Origin of the sequence: Cupriavidus pauculus, assembly GCF_002858765.1 — a bacterium.
Classification (GTDB): Bacteria; Pseudomonadota; Gammaproteobacteria; order Burkholderiales; family Burkholderiaceae; genus Cupriavidus; species Cupriavidus pauculus_B.
Window position 1 is genome coordinate 175477 of sequence record NZ_PJRP01000011.1, and the last position, 20221, is coordinate 195697.

General features: G+C 61.7%; 15 protein-coding genes and 1 pseudogene. 6 read left to right on the forward strand and 10 right to left on the reverse strand.

The window, feature by feature from the left end; translation table 11 throughout:
* Positions 1 to 121 precede the first annotated feature (121 nt).
* Together CYJ10_RS21840 and CYJ10_RS34220 are read right to left on the reverse strand one after the other, a co-directional pair.
* On the reverse strand, positions 122 to 1087 hold the full coding sequence (locus CYJ10_RS21840) for an enoyl-CoA hydratase/isomerase family protein (protein WP_101683541.1): 966 nt from the start codon (positions 1085 to 1087) through the stop codon (positions 122 to 124).
* Positions 1088 to 1108: 21 nt separating this feature from the next.
* The gene (locus CYJ10_RS34220; RefSeq protein WP_180863015.1) at positions 1109 to 1270 is read right to left on the reverse strand and encodes a hypothetical protein; all 162 of its coding nucleotides are present in this window, start codon (positions 1268 to 1270) and stop codon (positions 1109 to 1111) included.
* Positions 1271 to 2506: 1236 nt separating this feature from the next.
* Here CYJ10_RS34220 and CYJ10_RS21845 point away from each other — a divergent pair.
* Positions 2507 to 5302 carry a LuxR C-terminal-related transcriptional regulator gene (locus CYJ10_RS21845; protein WP_180863016.1) on the forward strand — a complete coding sequence of 932 codons (2796 nt, stop codon included), beginning with the start codon at positions 2507 to 2509 and terminating at the stop codon, positions 5300 to 5302.
* Between the two features lie 289 nt (positions 5303 to 5591).
* On the opposite strand, the gene CYJ10_RS21850 is transcribed toward CYJ10_RS21845, so the two are convergent.
* Positions 5592 to 6611 carry an NAD(P)H-quinone oxidoreductase gene (locus CYJ10_RS21850; protein ID WP_257993453.1) on the reverse strand — a complete coding sequence of 340 codons (1020 nt, stop codon included), beginning with the start codon at positions 6609 to 6611 and terminating at the stop codon, positions 5592 to 5594.
* A gap of 161 nt (positions 6612 to 6772) precedes the next feature.
* Here CYJ10_RS21850 and CYJ10_RS21855 point away from each other — a divergent pair.
* Positions 6773 to 7644: pseudogene (locus CYJ10_RS21855) on the forward strand (LysR family transcriptional regulator).
* Positions 7645 to 7781: 137 nt separating this feature from the next.
* Positions 7782 to 8198 (forward strand): nuclear transport factor 2 family protein, encoded by a 417-nt coding sequence (locus CYJ10_RS21860; RefSeq protein ID WP_101683543.1) that lies wholly within the window; start codon positions 7782 to 7784, stop codon positions 8196 to 8198.
* Positions 8199 to 8227: 29 nt separating this feature from the next.
* On the opposite strand, the gene actP is transcribed toward CYJ10_RS21860, so the two are convergent.
* From actP to CYJ10_RS21875, 3 genes are all read right to left on the reverse strand, one after another.
* On the reverse strand, positions 8228 to 9799 hold the full coding sequence (gene actP, locus CYJ10_RS21865; RefSeq protein ID WP_101683544.1) for a cation/acetate symporter ActP: 1572 nt from the start codon (positions 9797 to 9799) through the stop codon (positions 8228 to 8230).
* Positions 9796 to 10110 carry a DUF485 domain-containing protein gene (locus CYJ10_RS34895; protein ID WP_180863017.1) on the reverse strand — a complete coding sequence of 105 codons (315 nt, stop codon included), beginning with the start codon at positions 10108 to 10110 and terminating at the stop codon, positions 9796 to 9798. The genes actP and CYJ10_RS34895 overlap by 4 nt, the downstream gene beginning before the upstream one ends.
* 67 nt (positions 10111 to 10177) lie before the next feature.
* The gene (locus CYJ10_RS21875; RefSeq protein WP_101683593.1) at positions 10178 to 11899 is read right to left on the reverse strand and encodes a fatty acid--CoA ligase; all 1722 of its coding nucleotides are present in this window, start codon (positions 11897 to 11899) and stop codon (positions 10178 to 10180) included.
* A 258-nt stretch (positions 11900 to 12157) separates the two neighbouring features.
* Here CYJ10_RS21875 and CYJ10_RS21880 point away from each other — a divergent pair, with 258 nt between their 5' ends.
* From CYJ10_RS21880 to CYJ10_RS21890, 3 genes are all read left to right on the forward strand, one after another.
* Positions 12158 to 12946 carry an SDR family NAD(P)-dependent oxidoreductase gene (locus CYJ10_RS21880; protein ID WP_101683546.1) on the forward strand — a complete coding sequence of 263 codons (789 nt, stop codon included), beginning with the start codon at positions 12158 to 12160 and terminating at the stop codon, positions 12944 to 12946.
* A gap of 40 nt (positions 12947 to 12986) precedes the next feature.
* Positions 12987 to 14030, forward strand: coding sequence for a phosphotransferase family protein (locus CYJ10_RS21885; protein ID WP_101683547.1), 1044 nt, complete (start codon positions 12987 to 12989; stop codon positions 14028 to 14030).
* A 128-nt stretch (positions 14031 to 14158) separates the two neighbouring features.
* Positions 14159 to 15928, forward strand: a complete 1770-nt coding sequence (locus CYJ10_RS21890) for an acyl-CoA dehydrogenase (protein WP_101683548.1) — start codon at positions 14159 to 14161, stop codon at positions 15926 to 15928.
* Positions 15929 to 16028: 100 nt separating this feature from the next.
* Here the strand turns inward: CYJ10_RS21890 and CYJ10_RS21895 are convergent, their stop codons facing one another.
* From CYJ10_RS21895 to CYJ10_RS21910, 4 genes are all read right to left on the reverse strand, one after another.
* On the reverse strand, positions 16029 to 16790 hold the full coding sequence (locus CYJ10_RS21895) for a GntR family transcriptional regulator (protein WP_180863018.1): 762 nt from the start codon (positions 16788 to 16790) through the stop codon (positions 16029 to 16031).
* A 179-nt stretch (positions 16791 to 16969) separates the two neighbouring features.
* On the reverse strand, positions 16970 to 18187 hold the full coding sequence (locus tag CYJ10_RS21900) for an MFS transporter (RefSeq protein ID WP_101683550.1): 1218 nt from the start codon (positions 18185 to 18187) through the stop codon (positions 16970 to 16972).
* A complete protein-coding gene (locus tag CYJ10_RS21905; protein ID WP_374703292.1) occupies positions 18184 to 19029 on the reverse strand; it encodes an isocitrate lyase/PEP mutase family protein in 846 nt (281 codons plus the stop codon). The genes CYJ10_RS21900 and CYJ10_RS21905 overlap by 4 nt, the downstream gene beginning before the upstream one ends.
* A gap of 38 nt (positions 19030 to 19067) precedes the next feature.
* The gene (locus tag CYJ10_RS21910) at positions 19068 to 20213 is read right to left on the reverse strand and encodes a TauD/TfdA family dioxygenase (RefSeq protein WP_101683552.1); all 1146 of its coding nucleotides are present in this window, start codon (positions 20211 to 20213) and stop codon (positions 19068 to 19070) included.
* Between the last annotated feature and the right edge of the window lie 8 nt (positions 20214 to 20221).

Consider the following 20221-nt stretch of genomic DNA (forward strand, 5'->3'; position numbering starts at 1 on the left):
ATGAGGGAAATTCCTCAATCACAGCATTTCGATGCCTTGCTGCCTCTCTTGCACTTGCCCGCTCGTATCCAAGCCTCCGTGCGCCTGCAGGCAAGCAGCGCGCGGAGGCAGGTTTGATCGCTTAATCGGCGGGCGGCAACTTCGCAGACAGATCGGGAAAGTGGAGTTCGCCTTCGTAGGTTTCCGCGCCCGCTGCGAGAATCGCTTTCACGCGCGCCTGTATCGCGTCGTTGGCTACGCAACGATCGGCCTCGTGCGCCTCTATCAACAGCCCTTCGGAGAAGGAGGCGTCGGACCCCATGTCCACGGCCGCTTTCAGATGAGCAATGGTAGTAGGGGGGAAGGTCGCAATGCGGCGTGCAAGATTGTCCACGAATGGCCCCAGTTCCCCGGCCGGCAGCGCACGATTGATGTAACCGTAGTGGTCGGCCAGTTCTGCGGAGAAGTCTCCGCCAACCAGCAGGACCTCGAGGGCGCGGGCGCGCCCCATGCGCCGCGGCAGGCGCTGGGTGTTGCCGCCTCCGGGGACGAGTCCGCAGACAACTTCCGGCTGGCCGAACACAGCCTTGCCAATCGCGCCAAAACACATGTCCGCGGCCAGCGCGATCTCGCAGCCACCGCCACGGGCGATGCCTTCGACTTTTGCGATCACAGCCTTCGGCATATTGCGCAGGCGCTCGCCGAGCATCTGGGTCAGGCGGAAAGTGCGTGTATTCGAAATGGTTTTCGGCGCCGAACCGACACGGTGCAGGCCGGAGTGCGCGATAAAGAACTTCGGAACAGCGCTCTGCAAGACCACGACTCGTACGCTTGCATCCTGTTCTAGCTGACGAGTTACCCGGTCGAATTCCTCCGACAGTACCTCATCTAGGAGGTTGAAAGGCGGGTAGTTCAACGTAACGGTGGCGACGCCGCGGTCCTGGGCGACCAGGATATGTTTGTAATCGGCGTAATCTGCGCCGGCTCTCTGGGGCGGGGCGGAGCTTTCGACCACAGCCTTGGCCTCCGCGGATGCAACCAACACTCCTGGCGCGAGTGTAGCGGCACCGATAGATTGGACAAAGGAACGTCTTGAGATAGTCGACATGGCAGGGATCCGTGGTTGTGTTTATCGCGCGCCAGCGGGGTCGCGTTCGGCCCTTCGTTTGCGGCCGAGTTGAGTGGCGCGATTGACCGCCATCGGCGCGCCGTGCTTACCACAGGCGCTGCGGATGAAGGCGACTAAGTCAGCAATGTCAGCATCACTGAGGCGGAAATCGATGGCAGGCATCGTCGAGCTACTCCTGAATGCTTGGAACTGCACGTGTCACTCTATGACGAGATCCGCATCGGATTGAAGAAGCAAGTCTCGCTGATGCAATGATCCGCGTATCGTTGCGTCGATCGCAAGGAGCCTCCCTAATTGGGGGGGAGCCTCGGTACCGGCCACGGGTGCAATGTCGAAGTAGATGTTCTGCTATAGCCCGCAAGCCTTTGGCACAGCACAAAGGATGTTCGGCGATAGCGCGGAAATGGATTGTCTGGGAAGCCCCCCCGCCTTCCCCCCCTCTGACGGTCTCCCATGCCCTTGTGGCTTGACTTTCGTTTCGGCGATCATCTAATACAGTCGTACCCGAATCACCTCGGCTGATCCCAGTGAAGGAGAGTTAAACAGGCGTGGCAAGAACATCCTCTTGTCTTGACGGCTTCAGAGGTATCCGGATATCGATCGGGCGACAGGCGGCTGGCTGGACGTCACTGTTCACTTTGTCAAGATAGTTGAGCGGTGGCGCTATCAGATCGACTATGTGTCCCACGAAATAGCGTACCCGCCAGTAGCGACTAACCGCCTGCCGGCAGGTCTGTGCAAGCTCGATGTGCTGGACAGATCGACCGGCAGCGTGCGTTCCAACATGAGATCGATGCTGTTCAACAATGCTGTCCTCATGGAGGGGGGGCGGTGTTGGAGATTCCCGTCGCCCGTGTGCGACAGGTCTTCGAGACCAATTTGTTGCGGCACTAGAGGTGGCGCAGGGCTTTGCCGCGCAGATGATCTGGCGTGGTCTGTCGCAGGGTTGATCAAAGTGCCGCGGGTGGGCGCATACGCGGCGTCCAAGCATGCGGTCGAGGCACCATGAGCATCGATGCGCGAGGAGCCGAAACCGTATGGAGTTCAGGTCGCGACGGTGAATCCCGGAGCCTATCAAACGGGTTTCAAAGATACTGGCATGGAAAGTATGGATCAGTGGTGGGAAGATGACCGCAGGCGATGAGGCCACGAACAAGGCGCTCGCTGATCAATCAGCATGACCCGCAGGAAATGATTAATGCCATGATTGCAGTCATCGCCGCCGAATCACATCGCTACCGCACAGTAAAACCTGAGTCTGCCGCAGAAATGGTGCGCCGTGAGCAGACGGACGAATGGGACTTGATCGTCTAGTGAGTCCCACTAACCACCAGCGCGAGCCAGATGCCCCGATCCTCACTAGCTGTTGCAGCGCAGCAGCCACAATGGCCACCAGCCTTGATCCATACCAAGCTGGCCCCGCCGCGCACGCGCCACTACATCAAACGTCAGCGTGCCATTGCCCTGCTGCGCTCTGGTCTGGAGCGAAAGCTGACAGCGCTGACCGCACCTGCCGGCTTCGGCAAGACATCGCTGCTGAGTGAGTGGAAGGCAGTCCTGGCAGAGGAAGGATGGGCTGTTGGCTGGCTGAGCATCGACCGTGATGACGACGATCTGTTCCAGTTCGGCGCCTACTTGCTCGCCGCGGCCAGGGATGCCTTCAATGAAGTCTCCAGTGAAACCGGGGGTGACGCTTTAGCGGAGGTCGGTAGTTCTGTTGTGTGCCGCTTGGAGCCGGATCCGCTGGCGCCGGCCGACGCGATGTTTGCCGATCTGCTCAATGCGGTCGCGGCTCAGCCCCGCCGGATGGTACTGGTGCTGGATGATTTCGACCGGCTGGTGTCGCCAACCATTCACGAAGCCGTGTTTCGATTGCTGCGCTATGCTCCGGAGAACCTGCACCTCCTTATTGCCGGGCGTGGCGAACCGGCCTTTCCTCTCAGCTATTTCGAGGCACGGGGCCAGCTGCTGAAGCTGGACGCGGAAGCCCTGCGCTTCGACAGTGCGGAGACTCGGGCTTTTCTATCGGCTGTAGCAGGCCGTGTACCAAGCCCCGCCCAGACAGAGGTGCTGTTGCAGGCGACGGAAGGCTGGGTGGCGGGGTTGCAGCTGGCCTCTTTTGCATGGAGTGCGGACGATTCGAGCGGCGTCCCGGCCGACCGCTTGCCTTTCGCCCGGCGCAGCATCGAGGCATATCTCAACGAGAACGTGTTTGTTCATATCCCGGAGCCGCTACAGGCTTTCTTGCTACAGACCTCGGTGTTGGAGCGGATGTCAGTGCCCTTGTGTAATGCGGTAGTCGGCACCGATACCGCGCATGCCAGCCTGGACTGGTTGGTCGCACGGAATATGTTCGTCAGGCTGCTGGATGCCGAAGGCCACTGGTACCGCTTTCATGCATTGTTTGCCGGCTACCTGAGAAAACGGCTGGTCCGCGAGCAACCGCACCTGGTAGCCGAACTGCATCGCCGGGCCAGTGAATGGTTTGCGTCGCAATCGCTCTGGGCGGAAGCGGTCAAGCATGCCTTGGCGGCCGGCGATGTCGACCGCGCGGCTGGCTGGGTAGAGGAATGTGCGATGCATCTGGTTGAGGCCAGTGACGTTCGCATCGTCCTGAGCTGGGTCGCCAAGCTACCCCCAGAGGCGGTGCGCGGCCGGCTGCGCCTACGTTTGGCGCACGCCTGGGCGCTTGCGTTGACAATGGAGACCGTTGCGGCAAAGGCTGCGTTGCAGGCGGTGGAGGATGACATCGAGTGCGGGCGGCTTCCTGTGACCGAAGTGGTGCGGGTCGAACTAGAAGCGGTCAAGGCGCTGATCGCTGGTCTGTCGGATGAGAGTCAACGTTCGTTAGAAATGGGGCGCAATGTTCTGGAACTTGGTCCTGCAGCAGGTTCGTGGGCAGAGGGTATTGGCCTGACAACGTTGATCTTCGGGCTCAGCTATGCATCCGGGTTCGATAGTGTCGAACGCTTGCGCCATAAGCTGACCTTTGGCATCGCGGCGGAAGCGCCAATCTATGCGCTGGTGTATCGGCAGAGCATGATTGGGCTCAGCCTGTTTGTGGAAGGTAGGTTAGGCGAGGCTGTCGAGACGCTCGAAGATGTGCTGCGCGAGTCCAACGCTCGTGCCGGCAGGCAGTCCGCCGCTTCTGTACTCCCGGTTGGCTACCTAGCAGCCATCCACTACGAATGGAATGATCTGGCCCGTGTCGCAGAATTGCTGGAAGGGCGGCTTGAGATTGCCCTGCAATCATGCTCGCTGGGTCCCCTGGTCGGCTTCTGCGTGACACTTGCGCGGCTGCAGTTGCTTGCCGGCAAGCAGGACGAGGCCTACCGAATGCTGGAAGACGCGGAAGCCGTTGCCAGGAGCCGGCAATGGATACGCATGCAGGTCGCGTGTAAGGCCGAAGCGATTCGGATCAGCATCCGGTCTGGCGACATGGGTCGTGCCGCGCGGATTGGTCACGAACTGGAAACCCTGATGGGGCCAAAGCCGCCGACCTTGCAGGGCAGCTACCTCGAGACTTGGCAGCGTTTTCAGGTAGCGCATTGTCGCCTGCTTGTGGCTTGTGGCCGCCCCGACGACGCTGCGCATATCCTGCAAGGCGTGCAGGCGGAGCTGCGCGCAACGGGCATGCAGTACTTGACCGCGCAGATTTCGGTGGTGCTGGCCGTCGCACTTCATAGCGCCGGGCACGGTGCGGAGGCTTTACAGGCGATGGCGGCTGCAGTCGCATATGGCCAGAGGAACGGCCTGCATCGTGTGTTTCTTGACGCCGGACCGGTGGCGCGTGAGATCCTTAACGGCCTGCGTCAGCAGGCGAGCCCCCTGGAAGATGTGGAGCCTTGGTATGTGAATGGGCTCTGCGCCGGCTTTGATGCGAAAGCCAGTGCACCTGACGTTGTGTCCAACGCAGTCTCCCAGTATCAGCCAGAGCCGATGACCGGCAGCCGGTTAAGTGCCCGGGAAGTGGAGATTCTGGACTACGTAGCGAGAGGGCTTTCTAACAAGGAGATCGCCCGAGCTATTCGCGTCGCACCAGAAACGGTGAAATGGCACCTGAAAAATATCTTTGAGAAGCTGAAGGTGAACTCCCGTATTCAGGCCGTCCGCAGTGGCTTGGGCCGCGATCTCCCTCTGGTCTCGGAACGAGGTGCGTCGCGGAACGACTCGGGGCGCGAGGGTTCGAGGTGAACTGATTCAGCTTCTCGCATGTCCTTTTTGGCCATATCTGTGTTTGTTGTCTGCCGTATTCGGCAGCAACACCTCGGCCTGGTCGTCGCAACGCACGGGTTTGGTGAAGCGCTGATTCTGCTTTCGCCTATGGCGGCCCTTGCCACTGTGTTCTTCCATCTACCTCATCGTGGCAAGAGCATGCGTTTGGGCTAGTGGGACGCAGCCTCGGCGCACGCCCACGAAGATGTCACCAGCCGAGGGCGGATGGTGTCGTCCACGTCCGCCGCTGGCGGCCCTGGTGTTGCCGCTACCGGCCCATCGTCAGGACGATCTTGCCGATGTGGGTGCCAGAGTCCATCAGTTCATGCGCGGCGCGCGCCTGCTCCAGCGGATACGTTCGGTAAATGACCGGCTTGACCGCCCCGGACGCCATCAGCGGCCACACCTGGGCCTCGAGTTCGCGGATGATTTCGGCCTTTTCCTGAGGCGTGCGCGAGCGCAGGGTCGAGCCAATATGAGTGAGTCGCTTGGTCAACATGGGGAAGAGGTCGACTTCCTTCGCCACACCCTTTATTACGCCAATCTGCACAATACGCCCGTTGATGGCCGCGGCCGCGTAATTCTTGGGGACATAATCACCGGCGATGATATCGACCACAATGTCAACGCCCTTGGCGTCGGTGACGCGCATGACAGCGCCAACAAAATCCTCTTCGAGATAATTGACGGCGTAATCAGCGCCAAGGGCGAGGCTGGCGTCGCGTTGCGCGTCCGTGGCGACGGTGGTGATGATCTTCGCCGCGCCGAAGGCCTTGCTGAGCATGGTGGCAGTGGTACCGATGCCGGAAGCGCCGCCATGGATCAGCACCGAGTCTCCCCGCTTGAACTGCCCCCGTTGGAACAGGTTCAGCCATACCGTCATAAACGTTTCCGGCATGGCAGCGGCCTCCACCAGACGCAAGCCCTTAGGCAGGTGCAGTGTGTTGTGTTCGTTGGCGACGCCATACTCAGCGTAGCCACCGCCAGGGATCAATGCGCAAACGAGGTCACCTACCTGGAACCTAGTGACGCCAGCGCCGATGGCCGCAACCTCTCCAGCGACTTCGAGTCCCGGAATGTCCGAGGCGCCAGGAGGCGGGTCGTACAGCCCCTTGCGCTGAAACACATCGGGACCATTGATACCAGCCGCCTGGTGGCGGATCAGCAATTCTCCCGGGCCGGGCACGGGCACAGGTCGCCGTGTTGGCACCAGCACTTCCGGGCCGCCAGGATGCGTGATCTCGATGGCCGTCATCATCTCGGGGATATTGTTCAAAGGCGAATGCATGGATTGTCCTGATTAACTCGTGAAACGCGTCGAGGCCTCCATCACGGTTGGGCCGCGCGGTTGGAAGTGAGTATAGGTAGCAGCGGTTTGATTCGGTGATGCAGGTTTTCATGGCTGCCATGCAAAATCGCATCGAGTGATCTGGGGTATGGGAAGGCAATATGAACTGGGACGATGCCCGGGTGTTTCTCGCGCTTTATCGGGATGGCACGTTGCGCGCCGCGGCGCGGTCGTTGAGTGTGGACCAAGCGACTGTCGGCCGGCGCCTTGCGGCGCTGGAGGGCGAGGTTGGGGCAATCCTATTTCTACGTACGTCCAGCGGCTATGTGCTGACCGCAGCGGGCGAAAGCGTGCTCGACGCCGCGCAACGTATGGAGCAGTCGGCCAATGACTTTCAGCGCTTGACGCAAGGCGTCGATGATCGTCTTGCCGGCGAGGTGAGGATTACCACGACCGATTCGCTGGCGATGGACTTCCTGATGCCGGCCCTTGATGGCTTGCACGCCAAGTATCCGAGCGTGGTCGTGCACATTCACACATCGAACCAGATGTTGAACCTGGTGCGGCGCGAAGCAGATATCGCAATCCGCACCGCCCGGCCCGAGAATCCGGACCTCATTGCACGGCGCCTCGCTCAATGGCCCATGGGTCTGTACGCCTCGAACAGCTATCTACAGGCACACGGAATGCCCGAGGTCGGAGGCGCGTTTGCTGGCCATGACTTGGTCGTGTATCAACCGTACATGCTGGCATCCATGGAACCAACGCTGGCAGGGGAATCGATCGCGGGCGGCAGCGTCGTGGCCGCAGTCAATTCCAGCCTAATGCTACGCACGGCCATCAAGACTGGATTGGGTATCGGCGAGATTCCGGTCTATATGGGCGAGGTGGACGGACTGGTCCGTTATGGCCGGAGCGCAGTCGTGAGGCGCCCTACGAGGTATGGCTTGTGACTCATCAGGACCTGCGGCGCAGCGCCCGCATACGCGCCACGATCGACGAGATCGCGCTGAGCTTTGAGCGTCGGCGCTAGGGAACGGCGGGCAATTGAGCACCACCCCTTTGGGGAGGGGCATTGACTAGGATTGCCCAAGCAGGATGATAGGTAGGGACGGACTGTCGCATGCAAGGGCCCCGCGTCGTCCGTGAGCAACCTTTGGGAGACCCACGATGAGCCAGATCGAAACCGTTGCGACGTTCTTCGCGCGCTACCGTGCACATGACATAGGCGGCATGCTTTCACTGTTCGCGCCAGGCGCGCAGATTGACTATGTTCCAATCCTGCTGTCGGGGCCGGTCGACGAAACAGGAAGAAGTATCTGGCGCACGCTGATTGACGGGTTCCCTGACCTAAGCAATCAGGTCACCGCGATCTATTCCGACGGCGACCGGCGTACCGTGGTTGCTGAAGTCATCATGTCGGGAACGCAGGCGCGGGATGTGCTGGGGATCGCGAACCGTGCACAGTCGTTCTCGCTGCCACACGTCTTCATCGTGCGTGTGGACAGCCAGGCCAGGATCGAATTCATGCGCGCCTACTGGGACAACGCGACGCTCTATGCCGCGTTGTCCCATGCCGAGTCCTAGCCTGGTCTGCGAGGCAGTGCGCCTGGGTGTCAGTGCTTGGCCGCTGCCGCGGCCCCATGGCCGGTCTGCGCGCGCACCAGTTGCGTGTCGAATGCCTGCCGCTCGGCATTCGCCCGCGGGCTATTGTCGAAGCGCGAACACAAGTAGGTGACCAGGAACGCTAGCGGGACCGTAAACAGCGCTGGATGATCGTAGGGAAAGATGGCAGTGGGGTGGCCCAACACGTTTTTCCAGACGGCCGGGGAGAGGACTACGAGCGCGACCGATGACAACAGGCCGGCCGCGATGCCCCAGACGGCACCACGGCTGGTCAGGCCCCGCCAGTACATCGAAAGTACCAGCACTGGGAAATTTGCTGAGGCAGCCACATTAAATGCAAGCGCGACCAGGAACGCGAGGTTCTGCCCTCGAAAGGCAATCCCCAACAGCACCGCGATGACGCCAATGACCAATGTGGCCCTCTTGGTGACGGCGATCTCCGCCGCTTCGGTGGCGGTGCCGCGGCACAAGACGCTGGCGTAGACGTCGTGTGAGATCGCGGAGGCGCCAGCCAACGTCAGGCCCGACACGACGGCGAGAATCGTGGCAAATGCGACCGCCGCCAGGAACCCGAGAAACATGTTGCCTCCGGTTGCGCTGGCGAGATGCATCGCGACCATGTTGCTACCGCCGAGCAGCTTTCCCCCGACCTGACCTCCTTCAAAGAACTGGGGGTCGGTACCGACAATCACGATGGCCGCGAGCCCGATGGCGAACATGGCGAGGAACATGTAGCCAATGCACGTGCTGGCCACCAGCACGCTCTTGCGTGCCTCGCACGCATTCGGCACCGTGAAGAAGCGCATCAGGATGTGCGGAAGGCCCGAGAGGCCGAGCACCGTCGCCATGCAAAGGGAAAGCGCAGAGATTGGATCGGCGAAAAGCGTGCCGGGGGCGAGCAGGGCCGGGCCGCTGCGGTGTACGGCGACCGCGCGGGCGGCCAGGTTTTCGAAGCTGAAACTGAAGTGTGCCAGAGACAGCAACATCAGCAGAGAGCCGCCGAACATCAGTAACACAGCCTTGACAATCTGGACCCACGTCGTCGCGACCATGCCGCCCACGGTCACATAGATCATCATCAGCGCACCCACGCCGACCACGGCATAAACATAATCGATGCCGAACAACAATTGCACCAATTCGCCCGCGCCTACCATCTGCACGATCAGGTAGAGCAGCACGACCACTAAGCTGCTGCCCGCGGCGACGCAGCGCGTGCTAACCGGGTCAAGCCGGTCCGAGATGATATCCACAAAGGTGAATTTTCCCAAATTGCGCAACCGCTCGGCCATCAGGAATAGCATCACCGGCCAGCCGATGAAAAAGCCGACGATATACAGTAGCCCGTCGAAGCCACGCGCATAGACCAAGCTGACGACGCCAAGCAGCGTGGCGGCTGACATGTAGTCGCCGGCGACAGCCAGGCCATTCTGTGTGCCGGTGATACCGCCGCCGGCGGTAAAGAAATCGTTGGTTGTCCGGGTGCGCGAAGCAGCCCGGTAAGTGATGCCCAGAGTTAGCGCGACGAAGAGCAGGAACATGCTGATGGCCTGGAGATTCATTGGGCGGCCTCCGACAGGATCTGTTGCACCATCGTCTCCAGCTCGCCATTGGCCTGGCGTACATAGAACCAAGTAGTGGCCCAACCCAGCAGCACGATTGCGACGGCAATGACGATGCCGAGGTTGAGCCATGTGCCAGGTTGAAGCGACTGGGCTAGGCGCTGCGGCTGCAGCGCGACAATAAGCATCAGCGTGAGATAGGGCGCTAGAACCAGGATCAGCAGGGTCCACGAAAGTCGGGCGCGCCGGCGGATCAGCTCACCGAACCTTGGATGGCGCCTGATGCGCTCTGTTGTTGTGGAATCTTGCATGGCTTTGCCTCCTGAAGCTGTATTGGTAGTAAATACGCACGTTCCACGCCTAGCAGCGCTGCCACGGCTATGGATGGGTGACGGAAGGGGGCAGGCCTGTCTGGTACTGCTCGCGAAGCAGGCGTTTGTTGATCTTGCCAACACTGGTTTTCTCGATCGCGTCAACAAAGAGCACGCGGTCCGGGACGGCATACTTTGAGATGGTGCCGCGACGGACGAATTCACGCAGATGGTCCTGAATGTCCGTAGTATTGGCCACCTGTCCCGGCCGGAGCACGATCAGCGCCAGCGGGCGCTCGCCCCACCGCGCGTCTTTGACACCGATGACCGCCACTTCGTTGATGGCGGCGTGACGCGAGATTAGGTCTTCGAGCTCCAGTGACGACACCCACTCGCCGCCGCTTTTGATCACATCCTTGATGCGGTCCGTGACCTGCAGATAGCCATCGCTGTCGATCGAGCCGATATCGTTGGTATGGAGGTAGCCGCCTGCCCAAAGGTGTTCAGACTCTGCTGCGTTGCCAAGGTAGCCTTGCGTAAGCCATGGTGCCCGCACCACGATTTCACCACTGGCCTTGCCATCGTGCGCAACATCGCGCATGTGCGCATCAACGATGCGCAGATCTACTAGAGGGATGGGTAACCCGGTCTTGGTGCGCACGTCGAGCTCGGTGTCCGCATCGTCTAGCAACGTCGTTTTGACCTGCGCCAGCGTGAGAATGGGGCAGGTCTCCGACATGCCGTAGCCGGTGAACACGTCGATGCCGCGATCGATGGCGGCCTGCGCCAAGCCGCGTGGCAGTGCTGATCCACCAACAATGATCTTCAGGCCACTCAGGTTGACGCCGGCTGAATCCGGGTGCGAGAGGATCATGTGCAATAGCGTTGGAACGCCGTGGGAGAACGTCACACGCTCGCGCTGTATCAGGCGCAGAAGGTGATCCGCGGAATATCGCCCCGGATAAACCTGTTTCATGCCGAGTGCAGTGGCTACATAGGGCATCCCCCAGGCATGCACATGGAACATCGGCGTGAGCGGCATGTACACATCGTCTCGATGTACGCGTCCCTGCCTCGGGGCGCTGGTGAGCGCGGCCATAGTCGCCAACGTATGGAGCACGATCTGCCGATGGCTGAAATACACGCCCTTGGGCAACCCTGTAGTGCCGGTTGTGTAGAAGGTCGTTGCCCGCGCGTTTTCGTCGAAGTCGGGAAAGCTATAGTCTGGTGGAGACTCGCTCAGAAGCACTTCGTACTCTGCGACAAAGCCGTCCGGCAGTGGAGTGCTCTCGATTGAGAGTGTGTCTTCGCCGATCAGAACCAGGCGCTCGACGGATTCGAGCTGGTCACGAATCGCTTCGATTATGGGCAAAAAGTCCACGTGGACAATCAGCAGTTTGACCCGTGCGTGATTCAGTGTATAGGCGATCTGCTCGGGCGAGAGGCGCACATTCACCGTCATCAATACCGCACCCATCATAGGAACGCCGAAATAGCTTTCGAGATATCGGTGGCTATCCCAGTCCATCATTGCGACCGTATCCCCCGGCTCGATGCCCAGCGAATGCAAGCCGCTGGCTAGTTGGCCAATTCGGTGCCGCATGGTCCAGTAACAGTGGCGAACCTGCTCGCGATAAACGACCTCCTGCTCGGGGTTGACCGCAAGGGGGGTATGCAACAACTGTTTGATGAGCAGCGGATAGGCGTACGCGGATGGCGTGCGGTCAATAGGGGTGGGCCGTGACACGGAGAGACTCCTCGATCGTTGTGGCGGCGGGCGGGGCAGCATGCCTTGAAGTCCGGAAATGCTCATGCGGAGGCCGCCGGATTCCTGGCAGCGTAAGCGCCATGGCCCTGCTTTCCAGCCCCCCGATAGGGGAGGCGCCGCGACCTGCCGGGGGCTCCCCTATCGGGGGGGCCTCCCCATTAGGGTGGCTGGCTGCTCAGATACGGCCGCTTAATCTGTGCGAACCATTCGGGAGCGGGCGACGAACCAACGTTGTGAAGGGTGTCCGCTCCGCATACCGTTTTGAAGGAGACCCAAAATATGGCTTCCACACCCCGTTTTTCTCCTGTCTTTCCGGACCTGGAAGGCAAAGTGGCACTTGTCACTGGCGCGTTTAGTGGTCTCGGTCGTCACTTCGCGCTCACATTGGCGAAGGCGGGATGCAGGGTGGCGCTCGCCGGTAGGCGCGTGGCAGAAGGGGAGTACCTGAGGGACGAAATTCTGGCGATGGGAGGAATCAGTTGCGTCGTGCAGCTGGATGTCTGCGACCCTGATTCCGTATCCGGCGCCTTCTTCAAGACTGAGCAAGCGCTGGGCGTTGTAGAAATTGTGGTCAACAGTGCTGGTATTGCAACGACGGGGCCAGCGCTGGAAACGACCGAGCAGGATTGGCAGCGGGTCATTGATACCAATCTCTCAGGTGCCTGGCGTGTGGCTCAGTACGCTGCGCAACAGATGCGAGAAGCAAACCGGCCTGGCAGCATTATCAACATCGCGTCCATCCTCGGGCTTAGGGTAGCGCAGCAGGTGCCCGCATACACGGCCGCCAAGGCCGGATTGATCCACCTGACACAATCGCTTGCGCTTGAATGGGCGCGTCATGGCATCCGTGTCAACGCGCTAGCGCCGGGGTACTTTGCCACTGACATCAATCGCGCCTTCTTTGAGACGGATAGCGGGCAAGCGATGGTCCGGCGGATTCCCCAGCGGCGCTTGGGTCAGCCCTCACAGCTTGATGGCGCCCTGCTCCTGCTGGCATCGGCGGCATCCGACTATGTTACCGGTGTGGTGTTGCCCGTCGACGGCGGGCATCTGGTCAGCACGCTGTGACGTGCCACGCGATCCTCAACACCATTTAGGGCACAGTCCGATGAATGAAACGACACACCGCAATTGGGATGCGCTGGCGCAGTTACTCCATGAGCGCGGGCTCATAGACCATGCTTCGCTTACGGCCGCGCCGCTTACCGGCGGTCAGTCCAACCCCACCTATCTGATCTCGTCCGGCGGGCGGCGCTATGTACTGCGCATGAAGCCGGCCGGGCAAATCCAGGCCAAGGCGCACGCCATCGACAGGGAGTATCGCGTGATGTGCGCTCTACAACAAGGCGCTGTGCCGGTGCCCGAAGTGCATCTGTACAGCGATGATCTGTCCATCGTTGGCAGCCCGTTTTACCTGATGGAGTATCTAGAGGGTCGGGTGCTGGTGGACCAGTCGTTGCCGGGTATGCAGCCCGAGGAGCGCCTCGCCATTTACGCGGAAATGAATCGCGTGCTGGCTTCCCTCCATCGCGTTGACGTGGAAAAGGTCGGGCTATCCGACTACAGTCCGCACGGCAGCTACCTGGCGCGCCAGATTGCCGGGTGGACGCGCCAGTGCCGCACCACGGGAGCGGCTGACAGTTCCGCCATGCAAGTGCTGATGAACTGGCTTCCAAGAAACATTCCTGAGGTCGAAGAGACGCGTCTCGTTCACGGCGACTTCCGGCTTGACAATCTGGTCTTCCACCCCGACGAACCGAAGGTCATTGGGGTGTTGGATTGGGAGTTGTCGGCGCTGGGGCATCCACTCGTCGACTTTGCCTATCACTGCCTGAGTTGGCACATTCCGTCATCGTTGTGGCGTGGAGTCGCCGACATCGACTTCGAGAATCTCGGGATCCCGAGCGAAAAGACGTATATGCAGTGGTATTGCGATGCCAATGGCAGCGCAGGTATGGAGCACTGGGATTTCTACATCGCATACAACCTCTTCCGGCTGGCCGCCATCATGTTCGGGATTGCAGAGAGGGCGAGGCAAGGCAATGCCGCCGCCGCTGATGCCGTTGAAACCGGCCGCAAGGCCGGGCCGATGGCGGAACTGGGCTGGCATTTCGCGATGCGCTATCAAGCGGGGCGCCGACTGACGCAATAGTTGGTACTGCAGACCAAACAGAAACACTGTCCGCCATAGTTTACGGCGGGGCTTGCAACGTCAGGGTTGCGTGAGTCGGGTGTGTATTCCCGCGCTGATGCGATTCTTCCAACAGAGGTTACTTTCCGATGACTTACCACGCACCACTAAAGGATATGCGTTTCATCTTGGACGCAATCGCGAGTTTCGACGCTGTTCACGGGCTGCCTGGATTCGAGGAGGCCTCGTGGGATGTCGCGTGCGCAGTGTTGGAGGAGGCGGCCAAGTTCAGTGAAGAGGTCGTAGCACCACTGAATCGCGTTGGTGATCTTGAGCCAAGCCACTGGAGTGAAGGCGCTGTAGTTACGACGCCAGGCTTCAGTGACGCGTTTCGCCAGTTCGGTGACGGCGGCTGGCAAGGGATACAACATCCGCCGCCATTTGGCGGGCAGGGCCTGCCAAAGTTGCTGGCGACGGCATGCCAAGAAATGTTGCATTCGGCAAACTTGTCGTTTGCACTTTGTCCGATGCTTACCGATGGTGCCATTGAGGCGCTACTGACAGCCGGATCTGACGAACAAAAGGCTATGTTCCTGCCGAAACTGATCTCCGGCGAGTGGACTGGCACGATGAACCTGACAGAGCCCCAGGCTGGCTCTGATCTGGCTGCGGTACGGGCGCGTGCCGAGCCGCTGGGCGACGGTACTTACAAGGTGTTCGGCACCAAGATCTTCATCACATACGGTGAACACGACATGGCGGACAACATCGTCCACCTGGTGTTGGCCCGCACACCTGCTGCGCCGGATGGTGTGAAGGGCATCTCCCTCTTTATCGTGCCCAAGTTTCTGGTCAATGCGAACGGCTCTACGGGCGCACGCAATGATGTGCATTGCGTGTCGATTGAGCACAAGCTGGGTATCAAGGCCAGCCCGACCGCGGTACTGCAGTTCGGCGACCATGGTGGTGCCATTGGCACGTTAGTGGGCGAAGAGAATCGTGGACTTGAGTACATGTTTATCATGATGAACTCGGCGCGATTTGCGGTCGGCATGCAGGGCATCGCTGTCTCCGAGCGCGCCTACCAGCAGGCAGTGACCTATGCGCGGGAGCGTGTGCAGAGCCGGCCGGTCGACGGTTCTGCGTGCGAAGCGGTGGCAATCATCCATCACCCCGACGTCAAGCGCATGCTAATGACCATGCGCAGTCTGATCGAAGGCGCCCGTGCAGTGGCATACGTGGCTGCCGCTACCAGCGATGCCGCGCACAGTCATCCGGACGAGACCGTGCGTAAGCAGAACCAGGCGGTCTACGAGTTCCTGGTGCCAATCGTGAAGGGCTGGAGCACTGAACTGTCGATCGATGTGACCAGCCTCTGCGTGCAAGTGCATGGAGGCATGGGATTCATCGAGGAAACCGGCGCTGCCCAGCACTACCGCGATGCACGGATACTGCCGATCTATGAAGGTACTACGGCCATCCAGGCAAACGACTTGGTCGGCCGCAAGACAGTGCGCGACGGCGGTGCGGCGGCCCGTGCTCTCTGCGCCAGCATTGCGGAAACCGAAGCGGCTCTGGGTAAGCATGGCGGTGCCGCATTCGCGACGGTGCACGCGCACCTCGCCAAGGGGCGTGCCGCGCTAGAGACGGTGGTCGAGTTCGTTGTTGCCAATGCAAAGTCGGACCCGAACGCGGTGTTCGCCGGCAGCGTGCCGTACCTGAAGCTGTGCGGCATTGTTTTCTCTGGCTGGCAGCTAGGCCGCGCCATGCTCGCCGCCGACGCGAGGCGGGCGGATGATCCGGCTTTCTACGACGCCAAGATTGCCACCGCAGTGTTCTTTGCTCAGCATATTTTGTCCCAATCGTTTGGGCTACGTGAGGCATCGTTGGCAGGCGATGTGCCGAACTTGATGATCTAGGCCTGGGTGTCGCTGCCTACATTCTCCTGGGCGTCACCGCGTAGCGACCAACCTCATTCACGGCAGCGTTGATGCGCCCAAAGAACTTCGGGTTAGTGAATCAACCGCCTGAATGCGATGGCGGTGCGCTGCGCCACGTACGGTCCAGGACCATCCTGTACGAAAACCGCTCGGCGGGATGTACCGACCATGCCATCTCAATGAGGTTGCCGCTGCTGTCGCGATATTGACGGTTGATCCACAGGCCGGCAGTGCCGGGCGGCACCTTGAGCAGTTCGGCAATATCGGGCGGCAGCGCCGCGGCATGGATGACCTGTTCGATGCGGGAGACGGCAACATTGAACTGCTGCTCGATCAGGTGAAACACCGAGGCCTCGATGTCCTGCTCGGCACCGCGAACACCGCGGTAGTCAGGATGGACCCACACCTCGTTGTAACAGATTGGCGCATCGGCACCATCGCCAGTGCGCACCCCTCGAATCACGAGCCAGAGCTGACCTTGATACGGATGCAGCACGGGGTCGGCATCGTTGCCCACTTCGCGCAGATCGCGGGACAATACATGCATGCGCGTGGTGGCGGCGTATTGAAGCAGGTCGCCCACCTGGCCCACCGCCAATTCGTAGCCCTGTTTGGCTCGGGCCGCCGTCACGATCGTGCCCACGCGCGGCGTACGCTTGATCAGTTCGAGCCGGACAAGGCGCTCGATCGCCGCGCGCACGGTGTGGCGGCTCGCCCCGAACTGCTTGCACAGCTCCATCTCGGTCGGGATCTTGCTGCCCACCGGGTACTTCCCCGATTCGATTTCCGCACGTAGGCTACGGGCGAGGGCGAGATAACGGGGGCTGGCGTCGGCGCGCATGTGCGCATCCGTGTCGGCAAAATCGTCAGGGAGGGTGCCGCCTTGGTCCATGAGTTGCAGTGCTAGCGTCGGGTGAAGGATCGAAACGGAGCATAGCCGGGTTGCGTCGTGGCGGGCAAGGGCTGTTGTGCTACGGCGCGATGGCGGCCAGTCGGGGGCAGCCGGCGATCAGCCGCCGGTCAGTCGCCCAAATGGGACGAACTGGCAACGGGCGCGCGGCCGCCCCAGAACAATAGTCCGGCCGCCACCACGGGCACGCCCGCCAACGCCAGGTAAGCCACGCTCAGGCTGTCCACGCGTTGCGCAAAGTAACCGAACGCAGCAGGGCCGGATACCACGCCAAAATAGGTGCAGAACAACGCGCCGCCCGTGACCGATGCCACGCGCCCGGGCGGCGCGAGCCGTGCGACTTCTCCCAGGTAGACGCCGTTCCATCCGATCGCAGTTGCCCCGAGCAATGCGGCCACCAGGCAGAGCGGCACCAGCGTCCACTGGGCAGTGAACATGCCCGTTGCCACGGTGCTCGTGCTCATCAGCACCGCCAGCAGCATCAACACGCCGCGCGGCGCCCCCGCCAGGTCTGCAAGGCGGCCCCACGCGATACGGCCGGCAATGCCAGCCCCCTGGGTGACCGCATAGATCAGGCCGGCTTGCGTCAGCCCAACGCCGATCTCGGTGGTCAGGTAGACCATCAGATAGCCGCTGACCGATAGCTGGCAGGCCGAGAACAGCAGCGAGACCGCGGCCATCGAGCGCAGCCGCCGATCGCCCAGAACATCGTTGAACATTTGACGCAGGTTCGCCGCCAGCACGAAGTGGCCGGAAGCAGCATCGTCGTGCATGGCGCGCAACGGGTGGCTCAGGGCGGTGATGGCAAGGGCCGCCGCTGCCAGGGCACCGAATGCGGCTTGCCACGAGGTAAGGGCGGCCAGTGGCGGCAGGACGGCGCCAGCCAGTAGTCCCCCAAGCGGTACGCCAGTCTGCTTGAGCGAGAATACGAAGCCCATGCGTCCGGCCGAAGTGGTGCGCGCGAGGATCTGCGAACTGGCCGGCGTGATTGGGCCGTAGCCCAGCCCGCTGACCAGCGCGGCCACCGGTCGCAGCTCCGGCACGCCGGTGGCCAGCATGCCGAGAGCCGCTGCCTGGGCCACCAGGCCAAACTGCGATGCCCGCACCGGGCCCCACGCGCCGACCATACCCGCGCCGGCCACGCTGCCCACCATGCCACCGACGTAGACCAGCGACAAGAACAGGCCGACACTGGTCAACGCCACGCCCGGGATCACGGGCGCCAGCACCGCGAAGGACAGTGTGGCGGCCGTGGCCAGCATCTGGATGGCCAGCGTGCTGGCAAGCATGAGCGCCGGCCGACCGGGGGCGGGCAGGGCAGCGGTCATGAAGCGTGGCGCTTGTCGAAGTCCCACACCGATTCGAAGTCCATCAGCGTGTTGAAACGCGGGAAGTCGTAGAGACGATCGCCGATGCCCAGCGAGGTGCGGTTTTCCTGGAGGTGACTGTAGACGTCCTCCAGCGCCTTACCCATCGCCAGGAAGCCTACCGCCGGATAGATGGCGATGGCAAAGCCCATCTGTTCCAGCGTTTCGGCGGGCAGAACCGGGGTGCGGCCCGTTTCCACCACGTTGACCAGCAGCGGCAGATCGAAGGTGCGGCCGATGATCTCGAGCTCCCTCTCGGATTCGGGGGACTCCACGAAGAGGATATCGGCCCCTGCCTTGGCATAGGCCTCGGCGCGGCGCAGGGCTTCGTCGAGACCCAGCGTCGTGCGGGCATCGGTACGGGCCAGAATCAGGAAATCGCGGCTCTCGCGCGCTTCGACCGCTACCTGGATTTTCCGGACCATGTCCTCGACTGGAATCACGCGCCGGCCCGGTGTATGGCCGCATTTCTTCGGGAATTCCTGGTCTTCTAGCTGAATCACGCTGGCACCCGCGCGCTCGTAGCCGCGCACGGTGTGCGCGACGTTGAGCAAGCCGCCGTAACCGGTATCGCCGTCGCAGATCATCGGTACGGTCGCCGCCGAGCAGAATGCGCCCACGCGGTTGACCATGTCGGTGTAGGTCGCCAGTCCTGCGTCGGGCAGGCCCAGGTACGACGCAACGGTGCCGTAGCCGGTCATGTAGAGGCAGTCGAATCCCATGCGGGTGGCGATGCGCACGGAGATCATGTCGAAGACGCCGGGCGCCGCGATCAGGCGCTTGCGGGCGAGCAGTTCGCGCATGGAAGGGCGGTCTGCGCCCTGGCTTTGAATGGTGGTCATCAGGCGGCTTCCTCGGCTTCCTTGACGGCATAGATACGGAGTTTCATGCCATGGGCGTTGGCCATGCGGGCCTCAAAGGCGCGGATCTCGGGCGTGATGCCGACGCCGCGGAATCCGCCGCGCACGCAGGCGGCGTCCACGTCCTTGTAGGCATCGAGCCAGCCCAGCGGCAGCGGTTGCGCCTGTGGCAGCGACAGCCACAGGCGGAACAGATGGCGTTTGCGCTCTGGCTCCGGGTGGTCCTCGTACTCGGTGCGCGAATGCAGCACGATATGGTTGTTCAACAACTGGATGTCGCCCGGCTGCAAGTCCATGTCATAGCGCAGGTCCTCGCGCGCCAGCAACGCGTCGAACAGGTCGAGCGCCTCGGTCTGTTGCGGCGACAGGCGCGGCACGTCGGGGAAGGTGGCCTGCGCGCCCTTGATGTGATTACGGATGTGGCGGCAGGCAAATTGCCCGTCGCGCACGCCAAAGATTGGGGCCGCGTACCACGGCGCTTCCTCAGGGGCCTGTTCGCCTTGCCGGCTGAAGATCATCGGCTTGTACAACTCGGCGGCCAGGTCCGGGCGCAGCCGCACCATCTCGTTGTGGGCGGCAATCGAGCTGGTGATCAGGCTGGAGCCGCCCGCCTTTGCCGTGCGCACGCAGAACAGTCCCACCATGTCGCTGCCATCGGCATGGAAGTCCAGGCCCGAGCGCGTGTTGTAGCCCCGTCCCGTGCTGGAGCGATAGGTGCCGCCCGCATCGCGCACGTCCGACACGAACTGGCTCATCTTGCCTTGCGGGCGTGCCACGCCCAGCAGCAGGCCAATGCCCCAGAACAGCTTGCGCAGGGCATCGGTATCCCACCGATCGACCGGGAAACCGCGCAGCAGCTTGACGCCGAAACCGCCCTGGGTTTCGTCGATCAGGGCCACCAGGCGGCGGCGCACGCGTGCATCGAGCGGAAAATCTTCGATCGACATGTCGAACATGTCCTTGCCGGTGGCCAGCGCATGGCGCAGCGCGTGTTCGAGCGCCGCGACTTCATCGGCGCTCAGCACGTGAATCCAGCTTTGGTCGCGTTCCATGTCGGCGCGCGTCCAGCCTCCCGTGACCGGGCGAATGGTATCGATGGAGGGAATGTCGTTCGTGGTCGTGTTCATATGCGCTT